Origin of the sequence: Amycolatopsis sp. NPDC059021 (assembly GCF_042739895.1) — a bacterium.
Lineage (GTDB): Bacteria > Actinomycetota > Actinomycetes > Mycobacteriales > Pseudonocardiaceae > Amycolatopsis.
On sequence record NZ_JBHYIQ010000086.1, the window covers coordinates 1 to 23,268 of the forward strand.

General features: G+C 69.9%; 25 protein-coding genes. 12 read left to right on the top strand and 13 right to left on the bottom strand.

The genetic code is table 11. From position 1 onward, the window contains the following. Positions 1 to 293 precede the first annotated feature (293 nt). Positions 294 to 1,313, bottom strand: a complete 1,020-nt coding sequence (gene alc, locus ACFWX1_RS36095; protein ID WP_378394328.1) for an allantoicase — start codon at positions 1,311 to 1,313, stop codon at positions 294 to 296. A gap of 1 nt (position 1,314) precedes the next feature. After that, complete coding sequence (gene allB, locus ACFWX1_RS36100) at positions 1,315 to 2,640, bottom strand: allantoinase AllB (RefSeq protein WP_378394288.1); 1,326 nt, start codon at positions 2,638 to 2,640, stop codon at positions 1,315 to 1,317. Positions 2,641 to 2,720: 80 nt separating this feature from the next. On the opposite strand from allB, the gene uraD reads away from it, so the two are divergent. Genes uraD through ACFWX1_RS36120 form a run of 4 tightly spaced genes read left to right on the top strand, consistent with a single transcriptional unit; the run spans position 2,721 to position 5,022 of the window. Then, positions 2,721 to 3,212: a 2-oxo-4-hydroxy-4-carboxy-5-ureidoimidazoline decarboxylase gene (gene uraD / locus ACFWX1_RS36105; protein ID WP_378394289.1), complete on the top strand. Its 492-nt coding sequence runs from the start codon at positions 2,721 to 2,723 to the stop codon at positions 3,210 to 3,212. Continuing rightward, a complete protein-coding gene (uraH, locus tag ACFWX1_RS36110; RefSeq protein WP_378394290.1) occupies positions 3,209 to 3,535 on the top strand; it encodes a hydroxyisourate hydrolase in 327 nt (108 codons plus the stop codon). The genes uraD and uraH overlap by 4 nt, the downstream gene beginning before the upstream one ends. A 2-nt stretch (positions 3,536 to 3,537) precedes the next feature. Continuing rightward, entirely contained in the window at positions 3,538 to 4,413 is an 876-nt protein-coding gene (pucL, locus tag ACFWX1_RS36115; protein WP_378394291.1) for a factor-independent urate hydroxylase, read from the top strand. A 57-nt stretch (positions 4,414 to 4,470) separates the two neighbouring features. Beyond that, complete coding sequence (locus tag ACFWX1_RS36120) at positions 4,471 to 5,022, top strand: TetR/AcrR family transcriptional regulator (RefSeq protein WP_378394330.1); 552 nt, start codon at positions 4,471 to 4,473, stop codon at positions 5,020 to 5,022. A gap of 4 nt (positions 5,023 to 5,026) precedes the next feature. Here the strand turns inward: ACFWX1_RS36120 and ACFWX1_RS36125 are convergent, their stop codons facing one another. The 6 genes from ACFWX1_RS36125 to ACFWX1_RS36150 form a co-directional block, all read right to left on the bottom strand. Then, positions 5,027 to 6,076: an NADPH:quinone reductase gene (locus ACFWX1_RS36125; protein WP_378394292.1), complete on the bottom strand. Its 1,050-nt coding sequence runs from the start codon at positions 6,074 to 6,076 to the stop codon at positions 5,027 to 5,029. A 74-nt stretch (positions 6,077 to 6,150) separates the two neighbouring features. Next, entirely contained in the window at positions 6,151 to 6,876 is a 726-nt protein-coding gene (locus ACFWX1_RS36130; RefSeq protein WP_378394293.1) for an MgtC/SapB family protein, read from the bottom strand. A gap of 127 nt (positions 6,877 to 7,003) precedes the next feature. Further along, positions 7,004 to 9,283, bottom strand: coding sequence for a xanthine dehydrogenase subunit D (pucD, locus tag ACFWX1_RS36135; RefSeq protein ID WP_378394294.1), 2,280 nt, complete (start codon positions 9,281 to 9,283; stop codon positions 7,004 to 7,006). After that, positions 9,280 to 10,620 carry an 8-oxoguanine deaminase gene (locus tag ACFWX1_RS36140; RefSeq protein ID WP_378394296.1) on the bottom strand — a complete coding sequence of 447 codons (1,341 nt, stop codon included), beginning with the start codon at positions 10,618 to 10,620 and terminating at the stop codon, positions 9,280 to 9,282. Before ACFWX1_RS36140 ends, pucD begins: the two co-directional genes overlap by 4 nt. Continuing rightward, positions 10,617 to 11,084, bottom strand: coding sequence for a (2Fe-2S)-binding protein (locus tag ACFWX1_RS36145; protein WP_378394297.1), 468 nt, complete (start codon positions 11,082 to 11,084; stop codon positions 10,617 to 10,619). The genes ACFWX1_RS36140 and ACFWX1_RS36145 overlap by 4 nt, the downstream gene beginning before the upstream one ends. Continuing rightward, the gene (locus ACFWX1_RS36150) at positions 11,075 to 11,944 is read right to left on the bottom strand and encodes an FAD binding domain-containing protein (protein WP_378394298.1); all 870 of its coding nucleotides are present in this window, start codon (positions 11,942 to 11,944) and stop codon (positions 11,075 to 11,077) included. The genes ACFWX1_RS36145 and ACFWX1_RS36150 overlap by 10 nt, the downstream gene beginning before the upstream one ends. A 122-nt stretch (positions 11,945 to 12,066) precedes the next feature. On the opposite strand from ACFWX1_RS36150, the gene ACFWX1_RS36155 reads away from it, so the two are divergent. After that, complete coding sequence (locus tag ACFWX1_RS36155; protein WP_378394300.1) at positions 12,067 to 13,485, top strand: PucR family transcriptional regulator ligand-binding domain-containing protein; 1,419 nt, start codon at positions 12,067 to 12,069, stop codon at positions 13,483 to 13,485. Here the strand turns inward: ACFWX1_RS36155 and ACFWX1_RS36160 are convergent. Then, the gene (locus ACFWX1_RS36160; protein ID WP_378394301.1) at positions 13,414 to 14,658 is read right to left on the bottom strand and encodes an MFS transporter; all 1,245 of its coding nucleotides are present in this window, start codon (positions 14,656 to 14,658) and stop codon (positions 13,414 to 13,416) included. The genes ACFWX1_RS36155 and ACFWX1_RS36160 overlap by 72 nt on opposite strands. 110 nt (positions 14,659 to 14,768) lie before the next feature. Between ACFWX1_RS36160 and ACFWX1_RS36165 the strand changes: the two genes are divergently transcribed. Beyond that, a complete protein-coding gene (locus ACFWX1_RS36165; protein ID WP_378394302.1) occupies positions 14,769 to 15,698 on the top strand; it encodes a LysR family transcriptional regulator in 930 nt (309 codons plus the stop codon). A 74-nt stretch (positions 15,699 to 15,772) separates the two neighbouring features. Here ACFWX1_RS36165 and ACFWX1_RS36170 read toward each other — a convergent pair whose 3' ends face one another. Further along, positions 15,773 to 16,966 (bottom strand): DUF6986 family protein, encoded by a 1,194-nt coding sequence (locus ACFWX1_RS36170; protein WP_378394303.1) that lies wholly within the window; start codon positions 16,964 to 16,966, stop codon positions 15,773 to 15,775. Then, entirely contained in the window at positions 16,966 to 18,540 is a 1,575-nt protein-coding gene (gene aceB, locus ACFWX1_RS36175; RefSeq protein ID WP_378394304.1) for a malate synthase A, read from the bottom strand. The genes ACFWX1_RS36170 and aceB overlap by 1 nt, the downstream gene beginning before the upstream one ends. Before the next feature lie 105 nt (positions 18,541 to 18,645). On the opposite strand from aceB, the gene ACFWX1_RS36180 reads away from it, so the two are divergent. Beyond that, positions 18,646 to 19,404: an IclR family transcriptional regulator gene (locus ACFWX1_RS36180; RefSeq protein ID WP_378394305.1), complete on the top strand. Its 759-nt coding sequence runs from the start codon at positions 18,646 to 18,648 to the stop codon at positions 19,402 to 19,404. A 47-nt stretch (positions 19,405 to 19,451) separates the two neighbouring features. Here ACFWX1_RS36180 and ACFWX1_RS36185 read toward each other — a convergent pair whose 3' ends face one another. After that, the gene (locus ACFWX1_RS36185) at positions 19,452 to 19,670 is read right to left on the bottom strand and encodes a hypothetical protein (RefSeq protein WP_378331499.1); all 219 of its coding nucleotides are present in this window, start codon (positions 19,668 to 19,670) and stop codon (positions 19,452 to 19,454) included. A gap of 120 nt (positions 19,671 to 19,790) precedes the next feature. Here ACFWX1_RS36185 and ACFWX1_RS36190 point away from each other — a divergent pair, with 120 nt between their 5' ends. From ACFWX1_RS36190 to ACFWX1_RS36210, 5 genes are read left to right on the top strand one after another with little or no spacing between them, the layout of a single operon-like run. After that, entirely contained in the window at positions 19,791 to 20,639 is an 849-nt protein-coding gene (locus tag ACFWX1_RS36190) for a helix-turn-helix domain-containing protein (RefSeq protein ID WP_378394306.1), read from the top strand. 18 nt (positions 20,640 to 20,657) lie between these two features. Continuing rightward, on the top strand, positions 20,658 to 20,861 hold the full coding sequence (locus ACFWX1_RS36195) for a DUF397 domain-containing protein (protein ID WP_378394307.1): 204 nt from the start codon (positions 20,658 to 20,660) through the stop codon (positions 20,859 to 20,861). A 35-nt stretch (positions 20,862 to 20,896) separates the two neighbouring features. Further along, a complete protein-coding gene (locus ACFWX1_RS36200) occupies positions 20,897 to 21,079 on the top strand; it encodes a hypothetical protein (protein ID WP_378394308.1) in 183 nt (60 codons plus the stop codon). Next, positions 21,076 to 22,305, top strand: a complete 1,230-nt coding sequence (locus ACFWX1_RS36205; RefSeq protein WP_378394310.1) for an rRNA adenine N-6-methyltransferase family protein — start codon at positions 21,076 to 21,078, stop codon at positions 22,303 to 22,305. Before ACFWX1_RS36200 ends, ACFWX1_RS36205 begins: the two co-directional genes overlap by 4 nt. A 5-nt stretch (positions 22,306 to 22,310) precedes the next feature. Continuing rightward, positions 22,311 to 22,619: a hypothetical protein gene (locus ACFWX1_RS36210; RefSeq protein WP_378394311.1), complete on the top strand. Its 309-nt coding sequence runs from the start codon at positions 22,311 to 22,313 to the stop codon at positions 22,617 to 22,619. Here the strand turns inward: ACFWX1_RS36210 and ACFWX1_RS36215 are convergent, their stop codons facing one another. After that, positions 22,620 to 23,135, bottom strand: coding sequence for a GNAT family N-acetyltransferase (locus tag ACFWX1_RS36215; RefSeq protein WP_378394312.1), 516 nt, complete (start codon positions 23,133 to 23,135; stop codon positions 22,620 to 22,622). Between the last annotated feature and the right edge of the window lie 133 nt (positions 23,136 to 23,268).

Here is a 23,268-nt window from a genome sequence, read left to right on the forward strand (position 1 = left end):
TGTTCGCCGCGCCCGCCCCCCCTCCCCCACTCTGCGTCCAAACGCCCCCCCTGCCGGCCCCATAAACCCGACACCCACTGCACGAACGGACCATTCGCGACACCCCGCCTGCGGAGGCGTCGAGATTTCCTTGCTGCTTAAGGGTTTCCGGCGGTATCCACAGCACGGGACGCATGTGGACAGTTCCCGGGCCCACGTCCGATCGCCGGGGTTTTTGTCGGCCCCGGGCGATAGACTGTTGCAGGGCTGCCCCCCTTGGGGAGGGTGGGGGAGGGGGTTAGGCGGGGAGGGGGTCAGGAAGTGGTGTCGCGGTAGCGGGTTTCCAGGGTGGCGCGGCCCCGGGGGGTGAGGGAGCCGTGGAGGCGGAGGCGGGCGAGGCCGCCGTCCGGGTAGATGTCGAGGCGGGCTTCGGTGATCTCGGGTGAGCCGGGGACGGCGAAGCGGTGGCGGGTGTCGGGTTGCAAACGGGTCTTCGGCAGCACCGGTTGCCAGGGGCCGTCGCCGTCGCGGCCGCTCAGTGCGGCCCAGCCGGGGGCGTTGCCCTTGAGGTTGCTCGTGTCCAGGTCGACGAAGCGGACAACACCGGCGCCGACGAGGCGCACGGTCACCCAGTCGTTGCCGTCGTCGCGGCGGCGCGCGGTTTCCCAGCCTTCGGCCTGGTGCGCGGCGAGGCCGGGCGAGAAGAGGTTGTTCGGCGACGAGTAGAACATATTGCTGCAGCCGGTGCACTCGGCACCGTTCTCCAGCGCCGCCAGATCCAGCGCGCCGAGGTCGAGCAGCGCCGGATCCGGCACCGGCGAGCCGTGCACCCGTAGCCGCGCGACACCGCCGTCCGGGTGCATGGTCAGCCGGACATGCGTGTAGCGCCGGGTACCGCCGACGGCGAAGAAGTTCTCCGTGTGCCCCTCGGCCGGCGCTCGATCCACCAGAACGTCCCAGTCCACTTCGGACAGTTCAGCGGCGGACGGATACCCGGGGACGGCACAGGCCTCGACGGAGACGAACGGCGGGTAGTTCCCTTTGAAGAACGCCGTGTCGACGATGACGCCGGAGATCACCCCTGGCAGGCCCAGCCGCAGCACGGCCTGGTCGTCGCCCGGCGAGCGGTGCCGCCGGGTCTCCCAGCCGTCGTACACCTGGCCCCGCGGCCCGAAGGTTTCCGGCCGGTGTTCCGGTTTCCATGGGTTGACCAGGTTCTCCTTCTCGGCGAACAACTCGTCGGTCGCCCACATCACGGTCCCGCCGAAGCGGCGCGAGGCCAGATCCGGCTGAGCTGTCCATTCCGGACGGTCGTACGGCACATTCGCCTCCAGGTCAGCAGTTCCCACGTTCCAGCAGCGTCCCACGCGGTTCCTCGCCGATCATGGTCCCGCGCAGCCAGGTACTCCGCACCACGCCGGCCAGCGGACGCCCGTGGTAGGCGCTCACCGGGTTGCGGTGCTTCAGTTTCGCGACGTCCACGACGAAGGCCTCATCCGGTGCGAACACGCAGAAATCGGCGTCGCACCCGACCGCCAGCCGTCCCTTGCGCCGCATGCCCGCCTGCGCCGCCGGGCGCGCGGCCATCCAGCGGACGACGTCGGTGAGCGCGAACCCGCGTTGCCGTGCCTGCGTCCACACCGCGGGCAACCCGAGCTGCAGGCTGGAAATTCCACCCCACGCCAGCCCGAAATCCCCGCTGTCGAAGCGTTTCAGCTCCGGTGTGCACGGCGAATGATCGCTCACCACGCAGTCGATCACGCCGTCCGCGAGCCCCTGCCACAGCCGCTCGCGGTTGGCCGCCTCGCGGATCGGCGGGCAGCACTTGAACTGCGTGGCGCCGTCGCGGATCTCCTCCGCGGTGAAGGTCAGGTAGTGCGGGCACGTCTCCGCGCTCACCGCGACACCCGCGGAGCGCGCAGCAGCGAGCAGGGGCAAACCGTCCGAAGAGGACAGATGGAGGATGTGCGCCCGCGCACCCGTCCGGCGCGCCTCTTCGATGACCTGCGAGATCGCCGTGTTCTCCGCGACGCGCGGGCGCGAGCGCAGGAAGTCCGCGTACTCCGGCCCGTGTGGTTCCGGGGCGCTGTCGATCTCGTGCGCGTCCTCGGCGTGCACAATCATCAACGCGCCAAGCGAGGCCAGCTCCCCCATCGCCGAAGCCAGCCCGCGCGCGTCCAGCGGCGGGAACTCGTCGACGCCGGAATGCAGCAGAAAGCACTTGAATCCGAAGACTCCGGCCTCGTGCAGCCCCCGTAGTTCGGCGAGGTTGCCCGGGATCGCGCCGCCCCAGAACCCGACGTCGACGTGCACCCGCCCCGCCGCTGCCTGGCGCTTCACCGCCAGCGCCGCGACGTCGACCGTCGGCGGAAGGCTGTTGAGCGGCATGTCGACAATCGTGGTGACACCGCCCGCCGCGGCCGCGCGCGTCGCCGTCTCGAAGCCCTCCCATTCGGCGCGGCCAGGGTCGTTGACGTGCACATGCGTGTCGACCAGGCCGGGCAGCAGCACGACGTCCTGGCCGAGGTCCAGGACCTCCTCGCCGTCCATCGTGGCCTCGAAGGGTTCGACCGCGACGATCCGGCCGCCGTCGACACCGATGCTCGCGGCGACCTCGCCGTCCCCGGTGATCGCCCGCGCCGCGCGTACCACCAGCTCCATCCACGATCCCCTTCCCCGCACGGGTTTTCCGGGTCCAGAATGGCACGCCGATCAAGCCCGAGCCTGCTAACGTCGGGTGCGTGCCGACCGATCTCGCAGCGTTCAACACCGCCGACGCCGACCGGGTCCGGCCGCTGCTGACCGCCTGTTTGGCGGTACCTCGCTGGGTGGACACGCTGCTCGCGGGCAGGCCGTATCCCGACCTGGCCGCGTTGTTCGCGGCCGCCGATCAGGTGAAACCGCTGATGCCAGGCGAAATCCGCGACGCCATCGCCGCGCATCCCCGCATCGGCGAGAAACCCTCGAAGAACGACACCGAGGCCGAGTGGTCCCGTTCGGAGCAGTCCGGTGTGGACGACGCGGCCGCGGAGGCGTTCGCGGCGGCCAACGCCGAGTACGAGGCCCGATTCGGGCACGTCTACCTGGTCTGCGCGAACGGCCGCGACGGCGAGGAACTGCTGACCGACCTCGTGCACCGGCTCCGCAACGACCCCGAAACCGAGCTGCGCAGAGCAGGCGAGGAACTCGCGAAAATCGGCAGGCTCCGGCTGGAAAAGGCGGTGGTTCCTTGAGTCTCATCACCACGCACGTCCTCGACACCGCGGCGGGCAGTCCGGCCATAGGGATCGCCGTCCGGCTCGAACACCACGACGTCGCGGGCTGGAGCCCCGTCGCCGAGGGCCGCACCGACGACGACGGCCGTGTCCGCGAACTGGGCCCGGACACCCTCGCGCCCGGGACGTACCGGCTGGTCTTCGAGACCGGCACCCATCACGGGCCCGACGCGTTCTTCCCCGAGGTGACGATCGCCTTCCGGATCACCGACGGCACCGCGCATCACCACGTGCCGCTGCTGTTGAGCCCGTACGCGTACGCGACCTACCGAGGGAGCTGACAGTGGCCATCACGCTGGGCCCCAACCAGTACGGCAAGGCGGAGGTCCGGCTGGTCACGGTGCGCCGGGACGGACCGGTGCACCACCTGAAGGACCTCACCGTGTCGACGGCGCTACGCGGTGATCTGGCCGCGACGCATCTGACCGGCGACAACTCGGCCGTCCTCGCCACCGACACGCAGAAGAACACCGTGTACGCCTTCGCCAAACAACAGCCGGTCGGCGAGATCGAGGACTTCGCCCTGCGGCTCGCCCGGCATTTCGTCGCGACGTCGGAGAAGATCACCGGCGCGCGCATCGTCATCGCCGAGCACGGCTGGGACCGCATCCCCGTCGATGGCGCGCCGCACGATCACGCGTTCACCCGCTCCGGCGGGGAAAGCCGCACCACCACGGTCACCGTGCACCACGACCGCGCGTGGGTGGTGTCCGGTGTGGACGGTCTCGTCGTGCTGAAGTCCACCGGCTCGGAGTTCCACGGCTTCCCCCGCGACGAGTACACGACGCTCGCCGAGACCGACGATCGCATCCTCGCCACCGCCGTCACCGCGCGCTGGCGGTATCAGGGCGAAGTGATCGACTGGGCGGACGCGCACGAGGAGATCCGGCGGGTCATGCTGGAGACGTTCGCGACCAAACACAGCCTGTCGCTCCAGCAGACGCTGTACGCGATGGGCGAGGCCGCGCTGAAGGCGCGTCCCGAGGTGGCCGAGATCCGGCTTTCCCTGCCGAACAAACACCATTTCCTGGTCGATCTGGCCCCGTTCGGGCTGACGAACGACAACGAGGTCTTCTACGCCGCGGATCGCCCGTACGGGCTCATCGAGGGCACGGTGCTCCGCGACGACGCGGAGGACGCCGGACCCGCCTGGATTTGATAGACCGCTCTAGCGTGGGCGTATCCTGAGCGGGTGGCAGGGACCAAGGAACGCATCATGGCCGCCGGCGCCGAGTTGTTCCGGCGCAACGGGTACACCGGCACCGGCGTGAAGCAGATCGTCGAGGCCGCGAACGCGCCGTTCGGCTCGCTGTACCACTTCTTCCCCGGCGGGAAGGAGCAGCTCGGCGAGGAGGTCATCCGCACCTCCGGGATGATGTACATCCAGGTGCTCGAAATCTTCCTCGAACCGGCGCCGGACCTGGTCAGCGGCATCGAGGCGGCCTTCGCGGGCGCCGCGGCCACGCTACGCGAGACCGACTACGCCGACGCCTGCCCCATCGCGACCGTGGCGCTGGAAGTGGCCAGCACCAACGAACAACTGCGGATCGCGACGGCGGACGTGTTCGAGGCGTGGCTCAAGGCGGGCACCGAGCGGTTCGGGCAGTTCGGGCTGAGCGAGGACGCCGCGCGGACGCTGACGATGACGCTGGTCACCAGCCTCGAAGGGGCGTTCGTGCTGAGCCGGTCGCTGCGCAGCACCGAACCCATCGCGATCGCGGGCTCCGCCGTCGTGGACGTCGCGCGCCGTCTCCTCGCCGAGGCGTGAGCCTTCAGGGGACGGTGACGAGAACCTTGCCGACAACGCCTCGTTCGACGGCGGTGTGCGCGTCCGCGAGCCGATCCAGCGGGAAGCGATGGAGTGGCAATCCGGCCTCTTCCCCGGCGCGCAAGGCACCCGCGGCCATCGCCGCCGTGACGTCGGCGACCGCGTGCTCCTTCGCCGTCACCGGGACGGTGTAGACGAAAACGCCCTGCCAGCGCAAGTTCGACGGGAGCGTTTCGAGCACCGGCACGGAAAGCGGCTCCCCGGCGTTTCCCGAGTAGAACGCGATGACCGCGCCCGGCGCGGCGACCGCGACATCGAGCGCGGCGTTGGCCGCGGGCGCGACCTCCACGATGATGTCCACGCCCTCCGGCGCGACGGCCCGGATCTCCGTGACGGCGTCCTGCGCACGGTAGTCGATCACGCGGTCCGCGCCCGCCGCGTGAGCCAGCGCCGCCTTGGCGGGCCCGCTGACGGTGGTGATCACCCGCGCGCCCGCCCAGTGAGCGAGCTGGATCGCCGCGTTCCCGACCGCGCCCGCACCACCCGCGACCAGAACGGTGACGTCGCGCAGCGTGCCCGGCGCGATCCGCGCCGGACCGCCGTCAGCAACGGTGAGCGCGCGATGCGCGGTCAGTGCCGGAATCCCGGCGGACGCGCCGAGTTCGAACGAGGCGTGGCCGGGCAGTGCGACGGCCTGCCGGTCGGGGACGAGCGTGTACTGCTGGGCCGTGCCCCAGGCCCGCTGCCACGCGGCTTCCCAGAGCCACACCCGCTGCCCGATCCGGTCCGGGTCCACGTCCGGCCCGACGGCGTCGATCACCCCGGCGCCGTCCTGATGCGGCACCTGTTCGCTCAGCCCGTCGGGCAGGTCACGCTGCCTGCTCCGCCAGTCCGTGGGGTTGACGCCGGAGACGTGCACCCGTACCCGGACTTCACCCGGTCCCGGCTCGGGAACCGGACGTTCGACCAGCTCGAAAACCTCGGGACCACCGGCGGCCGTCCGGACGACGGCCTTCATCACGCCCACCACACTTCCGCCAACCGGCATGATCATCGGCGTATTCCCCAAGCCGTGAAGGCCTCCTTACCGGCGCTCAGGGCCGTGAAGGAGTCCTTCACGGAACACCGCTATTCGCCGTTCTTGGGTTCCGGGGCCTCGCTGCGGACCTCCCAGCGGACGCTGGTGACTGACGGCTCCAGCGAAAGCCTGCTCACCGCCGACTCCATCTGCTTGTCGTCCCGTTGTTCCGCCGACAGCTCGGCCCGCACCTCGACGAGCCCCTCGGTGTCGGTGTTGCTGCTCTGCACCGACGCGAGCCGGAAGTCGGTCCGGCCGAGCGCCTGGACCAGCAACGCGCGTACGTGCGCCTCGGAGTCGTCCCGGGTCACCGCGCGGAAGTCGTAGACGGACGGCGTTTCGTCGCCGGATTCCGGCCTGCGGTCGATCGCCCGGCCCAGCGGGCGCAACGCCAGGTTGACCGCGACGACCACGACGGTCCCCGCGGCCGCGACCGAGTACAACCCGGCTCCGGCCAGCGAGCCGACCGCCGCCGAGCACCACAACGTCGCGGCGGTGTTCAGGCCGCGGATCGACAGCCCGTCCCGCAGGATGACACCCGCGCCGAGAAAACCGATGCCGGACACGATCTGCGCGGCCACCCGCGTCGGGTCCGCCGTCCCCGCGAGCCCGCCGAAACCGTAGGACGACAGCAGCACGAACAGCGTCGCACCCGCCGCGACGAGCGCGTTGGTGCGCAGGCCCGCCATCCGCGCGCGGTACTGCCGTTCGACACCGATGACGATGCCGAGGCCCACCCCGGTGGCCAGCCGCAGCACCATTTCCGCAGTGGTCATGCACACGGCCTTCGGTCTCGGGAGTGACAGTGCCACCACGATCGGTGACAGCGCGCCCAGTAGACCGCAGTCCGATCACACAGTCAAATACTTGCGCAAGTAATTGACCGTACGTTCACCGCGTGTTTCAGGTTCCAGTGAGGTGCTCCGGCCGCACGGGAACGCGGGTGAGCGCGAGACCGGTCGCCGCGCGGATGGCCGCGACGATGGCGGGCGTCGAGGAGATCGTCGGCGGTTCCCCGACCCCGCGCAACCCGTAGGGCGCGTGCGGATCGGGCCGCTCCAGCACGTCGATCGTCATCGGCGGCATGTCCAGCACGGTCGGGATCAGGTAGTCGGTGAACGACGGGTTGCGGATCTTCCCGCCGTCGATCTGGATCTCCTCCATCACCGCGAGCCCGAGGCCCTGCGCCGAGCCGCCCTGGATCTGGCCGAGCACGGCCTGCGGGTTGAGCGCCTTGCCGACGTCCTGCGCGCAGTCCAGCGCGACGACCTTGACCAGCCCGAGTTCGGTGTCGACGTCGACCACCGCGCGGTGCGCGGCGAACGCGTACTGGACGTGCGCGTTCCCCTGGCCGGTCTCGGGATCGACCGCCGCGGTGGGCCGGTGCCGCCACTCCACCGTCTCATCGAACGCGACGTCCGCCAGCACCTCCGGCAGATCGGCCAGCACCCGGCCGTCCGCCGCAACGACCTTCCCGCCGGCGAGCCGCAGTTTTCCCGCCACGCCAAGGAGATCACGCGCGTGCTCGGTCAGCTTCCCCAGCACGGCCGCGCACGCGGCCCGCACCGCGCCGCCGGTGACGTAGGTCTGCCGCGACGCCGACGTCGAGCCGCCGCTGCCGATCGAGGTGTCCATCGGCAGGATCGTCACGCGCTCGACGCCGAGTTCGGTCCGCACGATCTGCTGCATGACGGTGACGAGCCCCTGGCCGACCTCGGCCGCGGCGGTGTGCACGGTCGCGGCCGGTTCCCCGCCGACGAGTTCCAGCCGCACCCGCGCGGTCGAATAGTCGTCGAATCCTTCGGAGAAACAGACGTTCTTGATGCCCACCGCGTAGCCGACCCCGCGCACGACGCCCTCGCCGTGGGTCGTGTTCGAGACACCGCCGGGCATCCGCCGCAGGTCGAATTCCCCCGGCGCGGCGGGCATCGGCATCGCGCGCACCCGGTCCAGCAATTCCGCGACCGGCGCGGCCGAGTCGACGACCTGACCGGTCGGCATGGTCGAGCCCTCGCTCAGCGCGTTGCGGATCCGGAGTTCGACCGGGTCCAGCCCGCACGCCTCGGCCAGTCTGTCCATTTGGGACTCGTAGCCGAACGCCGCCTGCACCGCGCCGAACCCGCGCATGGCCCCACACGGCGGGTTGTTCGTGTAGACGCCCCAGCAATCGACCGTCACGTTGTCCACTATGTACGGTCCGATGCCGAGTGTCGCCGCGTTCGCCACCACCGCGCCGGTCGAGGACGCGTACGCACCGCCGTCGAGATAGAAGCGCGCCTTGACATACACCAAGTGCCCGTCACGATCCGCGCCGTGCTCGTAGTACAGCTTCGCCGGATGGCGATGTACGTGGCCGTAGAAGGATTCCTCGCGGTTGTAGACCATCTTGACCGGCTTGCCCGTGTGCAACGCCAGCAGACAGGCATGGACCTGCATCGACAGGTCTTCCCTGCCCCCGAACGCGCCGCCGACTCCGCCGAGCGTGAGCCGCACCTTCTCCACGGGCAGACCCAGCGCGGCGACGATCTGCTGCTGATCGACGTGCAACCATTGCGTCGCCACGTAAAGGTCGATGCCGCCTTCGGTGTCCGGCACCGCGAGCCCTGATTCCGGACCGAGAAAAGCCTGGTCCTGCATACCGACTTCGTACACGCCGGAGACCACGACGTCGGCTTGCGCGTCCTGCGCCCCGCGCCGGATCTTCATGTGCCGCACCACGTTCCCGCCCGCGTGCAGCCGCGCCCCTTCCCCGGCGGCGGCGGATTCGGCGTCGATCACCGGCTCCAGCACGTCGTAGGTCGCGGCGATCCGGGCGATCGCGCGACGGGCGGTCTCCGGATGGTCGGCGGCGACGAGCGCGACCGGCTCGCCCTGGTAGCGCACGACGTCGTCGGCGAGCACCGGCTGATCGGCGTGTTCGAGGCCGTAGCGGTTCACGCCAGGAACGTCCTCATGCGTCAGTACGGCGTGAACCCCAGGCACCGCAAGGGCTTCCGCGATGTCGATCCCGGTGATGCGCGCGTACGGATGTGGACTGCGCAGGGTCGCGCCCCACAGCATGTCCTCGTGCCACAGATCGGACGCGTAGGCGAACTCGCCGCGAACCTTGCCGACGCCGTCGGGCCGCTGCGGGCTGGCGCCGACGCCGTTCGCGGTCCCGGCCGCCGCCTCCGTGGTGGTCATCGCCGCTCCCGCAGCCGGGCGCTCGCCGCGGCGAGTTCACGGGCGATCGACGGCTCGTCGGCGTGGTCGAGCCTGCCGTCACTCACCACCTCGCGCCCGCCGACGAACAGCCGCCGCACCGGCGGTGTCGTGCCGAGCACCAGCGCGGCGACGGGATCCTCGATGCCCGCGTAGTGCAGCCCGTTCAGGTCCCACACCACGAGATCCGCGAGTTTGCCCTGCTCGATCGAGCCGAGTTCGCGTTCCCGTCCGAGACAGCGGGCCCCGCCCATCGTGCCCATCCACAACGCCTCGCGCGTGGTCAGCGCGCGCGGCCCGCCGCGTTGCCTCGCCTGCAACAGCGACTGGTGCAGCTCCTCCCCCAGCCCGCCGGACTCGTTGGACGCCGCGCCGTCGGCCCCGAGCCCGACCGCCACTCCCGCGTCGAGCAGCTCACGCACGGGCGCGATCCCGGCGCCGATGCGGCCGTTCGACGTCGGACAGTGACCCGCCCCGGTCCCGGTGGCGCCGAGCCGGCGGATCGCCTCCGGGGCGAGGTGGATGGTGTGCGCGAGCCAGACGTCGCCGCCGAGCCAGCCGAGTTTGTCGGCGTACTCGGCGGGCGTGCAGCCGTTCTCCTCGAGGCACTGCCGTTCCTCGTCCACGGTCTCCGCGAGGTGCGTGTGCAGCCGGACTTTCTTCCGGCGAGCCAGTTCCGCGGCCCCGGTCATCAGCGGCTCAGTGACGGTGAACGGCGAACACGGGCCCGCGGCGATCTGGACGTGCGCGTTCGGGGACGCGTCGTGGAAGCGGTCGATGGCGTCCTCGGTGCCGAGCAACGCGGCTTCGGTTTCCTCGACGAGGTTGTCCGGCGGCAGCCCGCCCTGCGATTCACCACGATCCATCGAGCCACGCACGACGTGCAGCCGCACGCCGATCCGTTCGCGCGCGGAGACGAGCGCCTCGACCTGGTCACCCGCGTCGCGAGGGAAGACGTAGTGATGGTCGGCGACGGTGGTACAGCCGGTCGTGGCCAGCCGCGCGAGCCCGGCCGTGGCGGCCGTGTGCGTGATCGCGGCGTCGAGGTTCCCCCAGACCGGGTAGAGCGCGGTGAGCCATTCGAACAGCGTGTGATCGGCGGCCATCCCGCGGGTGGCCCACTGGTAGAGATGGTGGTGGGTGTTGATCAGGCCGGGCGTGACCAGGCAGCCCGAGGCGTCGACACGCCGATCGGCTTCGGCGGGACCCGCACCCTCGCCGACGGCGGTGATGCGCTCGTCGTCGATGACGACGTGGCCCTTGTCGTACTCGGGGCCGGTGACCGTGGCGATCGCGGCGTTCTCGATGACCGTCCTCATGCGACACTTCCCTTCGCGGCGAGCCGCACCGCGTCGAGGATCTTCTCGTACCCGGTGCAGCGGCACAGGTTCCCGGCCAGCGCCTCGCGGATCTCCTCGTCGCTCGGCTCGGGCACCCGGTTCAGCAGGTCGTGTGCGGCTACCACCAGCCCCGGCGTGCAAAACCCGCACTGCACCGCCCCGGCGTCCACAAAGGACTGCTGGACCGGGTGCAGGGTGTCGCCGTCGGCGAGTCCCTCGACCGTACGCACCTCGCGGCCCTCGGTCTGCCCGGCCGCGACCAGGCACGAACACACCGGAACGTCGTCGAGGTACACCGTGCAGGAGCCGCATTCGCCCTGTTCACAAGCGTTCTTCGAACCGGGGAGGCCGAGCCGCTCGCGCAGCACGTAGAGCAGGCTCTCGCCCTCCCACACGTCGTCGGCCTGCCGCCGCTCGCCGTTGACCGTCACGTTCACGCGCACCAGCGTTCACTCCCCCGCAACTCGTCCCAGGCCCAGCCCAGCGTGCGCCGGGCCATGACCGACAAAGCGTGCCTGCGATACGCGGCGCTGCCGCGCACGTCGTCGATCGGCGAAGCGGCCTCGGCCACCAGCTCGCCGAAGTGGCGCTTCACGGAGTCCGCCAGCGGCGCCCGCGACGTCCAGGCCAGCTCCGACGCGAGGAACTCCTCGGCCGCCCGCGCACGGCGCGGGGTCGGTGCGGCGGAGCCGATCGCTGCGCCGATCACCGCCCGATCGGGCCGCAGGGACAGCGCGAACGAGCACACCGCGATGACCATCGCATTGCGCGTCCCGACCTTGGCGAACTGCTGCGGGCCTGCCGCCGCGGGCAGGAGGATCGCCGTGATCAGCTCGTCCGGTTCGAGCGCGTTCCGCTTGACGCCGCGATAGAAGTCGTCGGCGGCCAACGTCCGTTTCCCTCGCACGGAGGCGACTTCGACGCGGCCGCCGAGCGCGAGCAGCACGGGATGCGTGTCCCCGGCAGGCGAAGCGGCGCCGAGGTTGCCGCCGACCGTGCCGCGGTTGCGGATCTGCGGCGAGCCGACCGTCCGCGACGCCATCGCCAAACCGGGCAGCAATTCACCCAGCTCAGTGATCACGCGGGTGTACGGGACGCCCGCGCCGAGCCGGACCTGGCCGTCCGAAGTGGACCATTCCGCCAGTTCGGGGACGCGGTTCAGATCCAGCAGCGCGGCGGGCCGCCGGTGGTCGAAATTCAGCTCCACCATGACGTCCGTGCCGCCCGCGAGGGGTACCGCGTCGGGATGTTCGGCCTTCGCGGCCAAAGCGTCGGCGAGGGAAGCGGGCCGCAGGAAATCCACGCTGGAACTCCTTCCCAGGTTCGATGCTCCAGTAGACGCCAAGACCGGCACGGCGGCAACGGTGCCGCCCCACGAACCGGGGGCAGCGCGGCGGGCCCGTTTTGTGCTTTCCTACAAACCTGATGACGACCGTGAAAACTCTGCTTGACCTGCCGGGGTTGCGCCCGCACGCGAGCACCGGCAGGGAGCTGCTCGACCGCACGGTGACCCGGATCTTCGTCACCGAGCTGCCCGACCCGGGCCGCTATCTCTCGGCGGGCGAGCTGGTGCTGAGCGGGCTGTTGTGGTGGCGTGAACCCGGTGACGCCGAGCCGTTCGTAGCCGCGCTCGCCGAATCCGGCGCGGCGGCGCTCGCGGCGTCCGGCGCGGACACCGGTGGCATCCCGGCCGACCTCGTCGAATCCTGCGCCCGCCACCGGATCCCGCTGCTGGAGGTACCGCCGGACCTGTCGTTCGCGGTGATCACCGAACGGGTGGTGCTGGCGCTCGCCGCCGCCTCGGACCACGCCCGCAAACGTTTGCTCGCCGCGGCCGCCGAAGACGCCCCGATCGAGGGACTCCTGCGCAGCGCGACGACCGAACTCGGGCTGCCGTGCTGGGTGGTGTCGACGCTCGGCCGCGTCGTCGCGGGCACCGGCCCGTTGCCGGGCACCGCGGACGACATCGTCCGCCGGTTCCTCGGCAGGCGGCGGTCCGGGAAGCTGACGCTCATTCCGATCGAGGGCAGGCACGCGGTGCCGTGGCTGCTCGCCGTCGGCGGACCGCTGACCGCACCGCAGACCGAACTCGCCGAGGAACTGGCCGGGCTGGTCGGCCTGGCCAGGGCCCGCGCGGATCAGGTGCGGCGGGTGGCGGATCGCGTCGTCGATCCGGTCCTCGCGGGCGGCGACGTCCAGGGCCTCGGGCTCACCGGTGAGCTGCGGGTGATCGCGGTCCGCACCGAAGGCAGCGACGAAGCCCAGGACGTCCTGCGCGAGTTGCTGGCCGACCACTCCGGGCGGGTCCTGGTCGGTTCCCTCGACGGGGACGCGTACGCGCTCGCCGAGGACAACGGCGACTGGCCGTCGGACACGGCCCGCGCACTGTCCACTGTGGAGCCTTTGCTGACGGCGCGTGGCATCCGTGCCGGGATCAGCGACCGCGTCCCGGTTTCGGCGCTGCACGGCGCGCAGGAGGTGGCGCGGCACGCGCTCGCCGTCGCGGCAGCCCGGCCGGGCCCGGTGGCGGTGGTGCCCGCCGGCGAGGTCGGCGTCCATCAGCTGCTGCTCGCCGGGGCGCCGGACCAGCTTCGCGCGGTACTGCGGCGGCGGGTGCTCGGCCCGCTGCTGGACTACGACGCCGAACAGCACTCCGACCTCGTGCACACCCTGCGCGTGTTCCTCGACTGCTCGGGCTCGCCGACCCGCGCGGCGAAGGCGTTGCACGTCCACGTCAACACCCTGCGCTACCGGATCGGCCGGGCGAGCGAACTACTCGGCGTCGACCTGACGGAGTTCACCGCGCAGCTCGACGTCTACCTCGCGCTGCTCGCCGAGGGTTGACCGGCTGCGCAGCAGGAAAGGCGTGCCCAGCACCAGAATCCCGGCCAGTGCGAGAGCCGCGCGCGGGCCGATGAGCTGGGCCAGGAGGCCCCACAGCAGGGTGAGCACCGCGATGCTCGTGCTGGTGCCGATGGACCACGCGGCAAGCACCCTGGCGCGTCGATCGGCCTCGGTGTGGTTCAGCCGGTAGGCGGACAGGACGGAGCTGAAGAGGCTCGCGCAGACGATCAGCCCGAACTCGGTGACCATCACGATCACCAGCCCGGCCACGCCCGGCCGGACGAACGCGAGCCCCAGCGGCCAGCAGGCCCGAAGCGTGCCGAAGACACGCAGCACCCGCGGTTCGCCCCAGCGGGCGGCGACGCGGCGGGAGAGCCGGGCACCGATCAAGCCGCCGATACACGGAACGGCGAACGCCAGCCCGTACTCCCAGACTTCGAATCCCAGGTGCGAAAGCATCAGCACCGACAACAGCGGCTCTCCGGCCATGATGAACCCGTTGACCAGCATGGCGTTGAGGAACAGCGGGCGCAGCGTGTCGTGGGTGAAGATGTAGCGCCAGCCCTCGACGATGTCGCCCCGCCGACGCGTCGACGTCTTCTTCGCGGGTGGCTCGGGTTCCCGGATAGCGGCGATGCCGAGCGCCGAGAAGAGGTAGCTGACCGCGTCGATGACGACGGTCGCCACCGGACCCACCAGTCCGATGACGGCGCCGCCCACGGGCGGTCCGACGACCGTGGCCGACCAGGTGGTGGCCTCGAAGCGGCTGGTGGCCACGAGCAGCCTGTCTGCGGGGACGATCGTCTTGAGATACGCGCCGCCGGCCGCGGTGAACGCGATCTTCGCCGCCGCGGTGACGACGGAGATCACCAGGAGCTGCGCGAAGGACAACACGTCCAGCCAGTAGGCGAGCGGCAGAGTCGCCAACGCCGCGAAGCGGACGACGTCCATCGCGATCATGACCGGCCGCTTGGCGCGGAACTCCATCCACGGCCCGAGCGGGACCGCCAGCAGCGCCCCGATCAGGAGCCCGGACGACGACAACGCCGCGACCTCCGCCGAACCCGCGTGCAGGACCACGATCGCGACGACCGAGAACGCGCCGAATCCGAGACCCGTCCCGTACGCGCTGACCGCGTACGCGGCCCACAACCACCCGAATGCCCGACCCATCTCCACCTCTCTGGTCTCCGAGGAGAGGGAAGCCGATCGGCGGGCGATGGCACCAACAACGGATCGAGCGGCGTGTCACAACAGAACGTTGTGGCGTTACGTTCTTCCCCGTGGATCTCGTCGCGGTTCGTACCTTCCTCGCCGTCGCCGACGCGGGCCAGTTCCAGGCCGCCGCTGACGAACTGGACGTCACCCAGCAGGCCGCGTCGCGACGAGTCGCCAACCTCGAACGGGAACTCGGCGTTCAGCTCTTCGTGCGGACGGCCAGGGGTGCGCGGCTCACCGTCGACGGGCAGGCGCTGCTCCCCCACGCGCGTGAGCTGCTGCGTGCCGCCGAACGCGCCAGCGCGGCCGTGACTCCGGGGCGCCGGGCCCTGCGGGTCGACGTCGTCAGCCGCCGGGTCGCGCCGTCCACCGTGTTGCGTGCCTTCTACCAGGAGCATCCGGACATCGAGCTGGACGTCGTCGCGCTGACCAACGCCGATACGCCGTCGGCGCTGGCCGAGGTCAGCGGAGGTGCCGTCGACGCCACCTTCCGGTCGTTGCGGGACTTCGGGCTCAGGGCTCCGGCCGGGCTGCGGTCGGCACGCGTCATCGACGACCGGCACGAAGTCCTGGTCGGCCCGCGGCATCCGCTGGCGGACCTCCCGGCCGTGACCCCTGCCGAGCTCGCCGGGCACCCGATCTGGATGCCCGGGATGACCGATGAGCCGATCGGCTACTACGAGGATCTGGCGAAGGCGTTCGGGCTCACCATCGACATGACCGGGCCGGTCTTCGGCATCGAAACGCGCCTCGCCGAGATCGCCGCGTCGCCTCGGCTGGCCACGTTCATTGGCGAGGGGACGCGCTATCTCTGGCCGGAAAGCTACGACCTGCGCCGCATCCCCGTCGTCTCGCCTGCTCTGGTCTATCCGCTCCGGGTCGTCTGGCGAGCCGACAACCCCCACCCCGTCCTGGCGAGCTTCCTCGACTACCTCCACGCCCGGCACCAGGCCACCTCCGATGCCGACGCCTGGGTCCCCGACTGGGCCCGGTGAGCTGAAGGGGACTTTCGTCGCATGCGATGCGAGGAAAGTCCCCTTCAGCTCATGTAGCGTGACGAAAGTCCCCTTCAGCTCACGCGGCGGGCGTGGCGGTCGAGGGTGGCGCGGTCGAAGGGGAGTTCGGACGGCGCCAGGGCGCCACAATCCAAGCCCCGCAAGAGATACGACGCCAGGGCCTGCGCGGTGGCGGGCTCGTCGAGGACGCCGCTGTCGATCTTGTCGACGTAGTCTCGAAGCCGCGTCACGGCCGAAGGGAAGCCTTCGCGGAAGAAGGCGTACGTCGCCGCGTAGCGCGTCGGGAGCTGATGCGGGTGAAGGTCCCAGCCCTGGTAGAAGCCGCGTTCCAGCGACCGGCGCACCAGCCGCTGATGCTCCGCCCAGGCCGAGGGCAGCGCGTCGCCGATCGGAAGGCGGTTGGTGGAGCCGTCGGACAGCCGGACCCCGGTGCCCGCCGCCGAGACCTGCATGACCTGTTTGGCGAAGTCGGCCGCCGGGTGGTCCATGCTCTGGTACGCGGCGCCGATCCCGAGCCCGGCGCTGTAGTCGTACGTCCCGTAGTGCAGGCCCGAACACCGGCCCGAAGCCGCGCGGATGATCCGCGGGACCGACACCGTGCCATCGGTGTCCACAATGGACTGCGACGTCTCGATCTGGACCTCGAACCGCAACGTCCCCTCGGCGAGGCCGTACGCGGATTCCAGGCGTGCCATGACGTCCGCCGCCACCGACACCTGCTCGACAGCGGTCACCTTCGGCAGCGTCACCACGAAACCGGACGGAAGCGGCCCGTTCTCCAGCAACCCGGACAGGAACAGGTCCAGCGTCCGGATCCCGCGCCGCCGCGTCGCGGCTTCGAAGCTCTTGAACCGGATCCCGACGAACGGCGTCCCGCCGGTGGTGGCCAGAGTCTGGCCAGCCGCGAGCGCCGCCGCGTCCTCGACGTCGTCAGGCACGCGGCCGTAGCCGTCCTCGAAGTCGATCCGCAGATCCTCGATCGGCTCAGTGAGCAGCTTTTCCCGCACCCGGTCGGCGATCTCCGGCTCCAGGCCGAGAAGTTCGCCCTGTTCGACGAACACGCGCATGGCCTGCTTGCCCCAGTCCGCGACCAGCCGCGCCCGGTACTGCGACGCCGGGACGTACACCGTGTGGACCGGCTGACGCCCCGGAGCCTCACCGGGGTACGCCGCCGCGACGCGCGCGTCGGCCGAAGCCAGGCGCGCGTCGGCGGCGGCGTAGACGTCTTCGGGAAGACGTCCGGGCACTACTTGATCCGCTCGTAGGCGGGCAGGGTGAGGAAGTCCGGGAACTCGTCGGCCAGCGCGACCTGCTCGAACAGCTCCACCGCCGGGTCGAGCAGCTCGGACTTGATCTCCGCGGCCAGCTCGCCGCGGACCTCGGTCACGACGCCACGGACCAGCTCGCGGGTCACGACGTCGCCACTGTCCAAAGTGGTCCCGTTCTTGACCCACTGCCACACCTGCGAGCGCGAGATCTCCGCGGTCGCGGCGTCCTCCATCAGGTTGTGGATGGCCGCGGCGCCGTTCCCGCCGAGCCAGGACGCGATGTAGCGGATGCCGACGTCCACCGCGCCACGCAGGCCCGCGGCGGTTGCGCCACCGGGCGTCGAAGCGACGTCGAGCAGCTGCTCGGCGGTGACGCTGACCTCGTCACGAGTGCGGTCGAGCTGGTTCGGCTTCTCGCCGAGGACCTTGTCGAACTCCTCACGGCACAAGGAAACCATGCCCGGGTGCGCGACCCACGAGCCGTCGAAACCGTCGCCCGCCTCGCGGGCCTTGTCGTCGTGGACCTTCTTGAACGCGCCCTCGTTGACCGCCGGGTCCTTGCTCGGGATGAACGCCGCCATCCCGCCGATCGCGAACGCACCGCGCTTGTGGCAGGTGCGCACCAGCAGCTCGGTGTAGGCGCGCATGAACGGCGCGGTCATGGTGACCGAGTTGCGGTCCGGCAGCACGAACTTCTCGCCGGCGTCGCGGAAGTACTTGATCACGCTGAACAGGTAGTCCCAGCGGCCCGCGTTGAGGCCGGAGGCGTGCTCGCGCAGTTCGTAGAGGATCTCCTCCATCTCGAACGCGGCCGGGATGGTCTCGATCAGCACGGTCGCGCGGACGGTGCCGTGCTCGATGCCCAGCGCCTTCTCGGCGTGGGTGAACACGTCGTTCCACAGCCGCGCTTCGAGGTGGCTTTCCATCTTCGGCAGGTAGAAGTAGGGGCCCTTGCCACGCTTGAGCAGCTCGGCGGCGTTGTGGAAGAAGTACAGCCCGAAGTCGACGAGCGCGCCGACACCCTGGCGGCCGCCGAAGGACAGGCCCCGCTCGTCGAGGTGCCAGCCACGCGGGCGGACCACAATGGTCGCGTGCTCCACATCGGACTTCAGCTCGTAGTGCTTGCCGTTCGAGTCGAGGCTGATGGTGCCGCGGATCGCGTCGGCGAGGTTGACCTGCCCGGAGACGACGTTCGCCCAGTGCGGCGTGTTGGCGTCCTCGAAGTCGGCGAGCCACACCTTCGCGCCGGAGTTCAGCGCGTTGATCGTCATCTTGCGCTCGGTCGGGCCGGTGATCTCGACACGCCGGTCGCGCAGCGCGGGCGGCGCGCCGGCGACCTGCCAGTCGCCCTCGCGGATTTCCTTGGTCTCGGGCAGGAAGTCGAGCTTCCCGGTGGTCCTGGCCTCCTCGCGGCGCTTGCCCCGCGCCAGCAGCAGCTCGTCGCGCCGCGCGGCGAAGGCGTCGTGCAGGCCCGCGAGGAACGCGAGCGCGTCCGGCGTCAGGATCTCGTCACCACGCTCGACCGGATCACCGAGCACCTGGACTTCAGACATGCGAAACACCCCGGATCGTGAAGAAAGACGTCCATACGGTTTTTACATATCGGACTATAGTTTCTGCATAGCGGAAGCTCAACGTGAACGTTAGGAGAGCCACCCGTGGCAGTGAAAGATGGCGGCGTCCAGTCCCTGCAACGCGCGTTCGACCTGCTCGAACACCTCGCGGACACCGGCGGCGAGGCGAGCCTGTCCGAGCTCGCGACGCTGTCCGGGCTGCCGATGCCGACCATCCACCGGCTCATCCGCACCCTGGTCGACCTCGGCTACGTCCGGCAGAACACCAACCGGCGGTACGCGCTGGGCGCCCGCCTGATCCGGCTCGGCGAGAACGCGAGCATGCAGTTCGGCACCTGGGCACGGCCGCTGCTGGCCGAGCTGGTCGAGGAGGTCGGCGAGACGGCGAACCTCGCGGTCCTCGAGCGCGACGAGGTCGTCTACGTCTCGCAGGTGCCGTCGAAGCACTCGATGCGGATGTTCACCGAGGTGGGCAGGCGGCTGCTGCCGCACGGCACCGGTGTCGGCAAGGCGATGCTGGCCCAGCTGCCCGCCGAGGACGTCAAGGACCTGCTCTCCCGCACCGGCATGCCCGCCTACACCGAGCACACGTTCACCGATCCCGACGCGCTGTTGCGGGAGTTGGAGAAGATCGCGCAGCAGGGTTATTCGCTCGACGAGGCGGAGCAGGAACTCGGCGTCCGCTGTGTCGCGGTCGCCGTCCCCGGCGCTCCGGTGCCCGCCGCGGTCTCGGTGTCCGGCCCTTCCGGACGGCTCACCGCCGACGCGGTGGCGCACATCGCCCCCGCCGTCCAGCGCATCGCGAAGACGTTGGGCGCGCACCTCCAGGAAGCCGACGCGTAAGTCTCTGAAGGCCACCATGAGGGCGTCTAGGTCCCTGAAGGTGGCCTTCAGAGACCAGGGCTGTCCTGACCGGCCGCGCGAAGGGCGCGTAGGGCCTGAGAGCCCGTCTCGACGAGTTGTTCCAGACCGCGTTCGGTGGCGTCGAACTGGAACCCGTCCATCCGCCCGCCGAGCGAGAATTCGACCGCGCCGTCGCACAGGCGGTACTCGATGCCGCAGTTGTCGATCCGGACCCAGGCGCTGACTTCGACTCCGCTGTGTGACATGCCGTGCTCCTCTTTCGGGTAACTGCCTGATGCCTACGCTTGCCTTCGCAGGTTTCCGACCTGCGACGACTAGGCTAAGGTGCGTACAGGAATTTGTCTCGCACCTGAAAGGGTGAAGTCATGGCACAGGGCCAGCTCCGCACCGCCGAGCGCATCCAGATCGGCGCGACACTCAAGCGCATGCGGACCGAGGCGAAGGTCAGCCGGGAAACCGCCGCCGAGACGCTCGGCTGCACCGTGACGACCATGGGCAACATCGAGCAGGGCCGGACCAAGATCAGCCACGGCGATCTCACCGCCCTGCTGCGGCTCTACGGCATGCCGGAGGACCAGACGGCGGACCTCCTGGCCGTCAACAAGGAAGCGCACCGGAAGGTCGGGCGGGTCACCGGCGGGACGGACATCCAGCCACATCAGCGTCGCTCGGCGGACCTGATCAAGGCTGCGCGGACCATTCGCTACTACAGCCCAGAGGCGTTCCCCGGCGTGTTGCAGTCGGAGGACTACGCCCGCGCGATCATGGCGCCGACCGGTCATCTCACCAAAGAGCTGGAGACCCGCCTGCGGTTCCGTCTCAGCCTGGGCGAGGTCCTCATCCGTGACGAGCAACCGCTGGACCTCTGGGCCGTCGTCGGTGAGGCGACGCTGCACAAGAACGTTGGTGGCAAAGAGGTTCGGCGCCGCCAGCTCCAGCATGTCGCCCGTCTCTGCCGCGAACGTCCCAACGTCACCGTGCAGGTGCTCCCACTCGACACTCGCGAGCACGAACTCATCGGCGCCTCGATCACCATCTACCGGGTCGATGACCAGATCGACGAGATCGCCAGCGTGGACACGACGATCGGCGAACAGTTCTTCGACCGGGACACGGCGGTCTCCGAAGCGATCACGAAGTTCGATGACGTCCGGCTCAAGGCCCTCGATCCGCTGACAAGCCTCGATATGCTGGAAGAGTTCAGCACCCGCTAGCGAATCGAGTCCCCGCCCATGTCCCTGCAGCCCAACGTATGGACCAAGTACTCCTCGAACGGAAACAACTGTGTCGAGGTCATGCTCACCGACGACGAGGTCCTCGTCCGCAACTCCCACCGGCCCGGCGCGGGCACTCTCTCCTTCACCCACGCGGAATGGGATTCCCATACACAGGGCCACAAACTCGGCGTCTTCGACCTCCCTGTTGACCCGACGTAACAAATCACAGCTGCTCACCCTATGTGGCGACTTGCATGGCTTCGCTCGCGTCGACCAGGCTGGTTCGTGAACGACCGGCGAGAGGGGATGCGGCGACGATGGCCAAGCACGAAGAGCGAACTCAAGAGGATCGCGGCCAGCCGGACAACAAGAAGGGCACCCAAAGCGGCGGCCAGAGCAACGATCCCGACAAGCCCGACCGTAAACACGGCAAGTGACGGCCGCCGAAACCCACGACCTGGCCACCCGGCTACGCAAGGAGAGCGCGCTGCCACGTGAGTGGGAAGCCGCGTTCGCCGCCGTCGACCGCGGGGCGTTCGTACCGCACCGGGCGTGGTTCGACGACGAGGCCGGTATTCCCCGGCCGATCGAGTACGGCACCGACGAATGGACTCGCGCGGTCTATTCGGACGAACCGGTCGTCACCCAGCTCGATGAGGGACGCGTCGCCTGGCCGGGAGTCAGCCGACTGGTCACCAGCTCGGCCTCGCAACCGAGCATGGTGTTGCGAATGCTCGACGCGCTCGATGTCCGCCCCGGGCACACGATCTTGGAGGTCGGCACCGGAACCGGCTACAACGCCGCACTTCTCGGCGCGCGTCTCGGCGATGAGAACGTGACCACCATCGAGATCGATCCGGCTCTCGCCCGGCAAGCACGCGAGGCCCTCCACCACGCGGGCCACCCGGCGATCACCGTGATCAGCGGTGACGGCGCCACCGGCCACCCACCGCGCGCACCCTACGACCGGATCATCGCCACCGCCGCGGTGCTCGCCGGACACATCCCGCACGCCTGGATCAGCCAAACCCGGCCCGGCGGCCTCGTCCTCACCCCGTGGGGCACCTCCTATCGCAACGGCGGCCTGCTCCGGCTCACCGCACACGGCGACGGCACCGCGTCCGGCCACGTGATCGGCGACTCCGGCTTCATGCGGCTACGTCAGCAGACCACGCCATTCGGGCACGCGAGCCGTCTCGCCGAGCTCGTCGAAACCGATCCGACCGTCACCGGAACCACCACGCGCACCCCGCCGGCCGAGATCGGTGAGCACCCGGACGCCACCACAGTGATCGGCCTGCGCCTGCCTGGTGTCCAGCGCAGCATCGGCGTCGACGATCCAGAACGTTGGGAAGTCTTGCTCTACGACGTCGCCACCGATTCTGCCGCCATCGGCTACGTCACCCCCGAAGCCGAGCACGCAGGTTCCTACCCGGTGCGGCAATACGGGCCCCGGAAACTCTGGGACGAGGCGGAAAACGCGTGGCGGTGGTGGGTCAGCGCCGGACGGCCCCGCCGAACCCGGCTCGGGGCCACCGTGACCCCCGACCGGCAGTGGTCCTGGCTCGACCAGCCCGACAACGTCATCCACCCCTGTCTAACCCCGCGTGATCAATCGCGTACCCACCGAAGCCGGGCCTCGACGACGCGTCCGTTAGGCTGACGACCGTGGCCAGCCTCGAAGAACTCGAAGCACGTATGGACTCGCTGGAGCGGCAGATGGCGCAGCTCCGGCAGGACTCCACCGCCGCCCATGTGCTCGCCAACGCAGCAGCCCGCGACGTCACCGAGTTTCGGGAAACCCTCAATGGGCATACCAGCCTGCTGAACGCCATCCGCGAAACGCAGCTCGAACAAGGCCAGCGCTTGGACAGGCTCGAGCGCAAGGTGGACGAGGGGTTCACCAAGGTCAATCTGGGCATGAACCAGATCACCGTCCTGCTGCAGAGCGCCATCGACCAGCGCCCCGCGGACTAGTCACACCGCGCGTTCCGTCAGCTCGCCGACGAGCAGGTCCATCAGCAGGCCGTCGTGGTAGGTGCCGTCCGTCCCGAGTTCGTACTGCCGCAGGATGCCGACCGGCCGGAACCCGAGCCCGCGGTAGACGCGGATCGCGACCTCGTTGGCGGCCGACGGGTCGATCGTGAGCCGGTGGTGGCCGCTCGCGAACAGGTGCCGCGCGAGCGTGCGGATGGCGTCGCTGCCGATGCCGCGGCCGTGCCAGTCCGCGTGCACCGCGATGTCGATGCCCGCCTGCCGGTATTGCAGATCGTTGTCCTCGACGCTCTGCATGACGCCGACCGTCTCGCCGCCGAACTCGATGGCGTAGACGGTGATGTCCTCATCGTCCTCGTCGACGAGGTCGTCGGCCTCGCGGTCGGGATCGCCCCACCAGCGGGAAACCTCAGGCGTGGCAAGGATTTCGCGGACGCGGGAGCGGTCCGCGGTGGTGAGCGGGCGCAGGCGCACCAGCGCACCGTGCAGGATGGTCATGATCGTCCTCTCGGTTCGACGTACGGGATCGCGGTGGCACATCGGACCGGAGGGGCACGAGCGGAACGGACTCAACCGGGCATGACGGAATTGTGCCCGATAGCCGGGGAATTCGTCACCCTGTTTCCGGAAG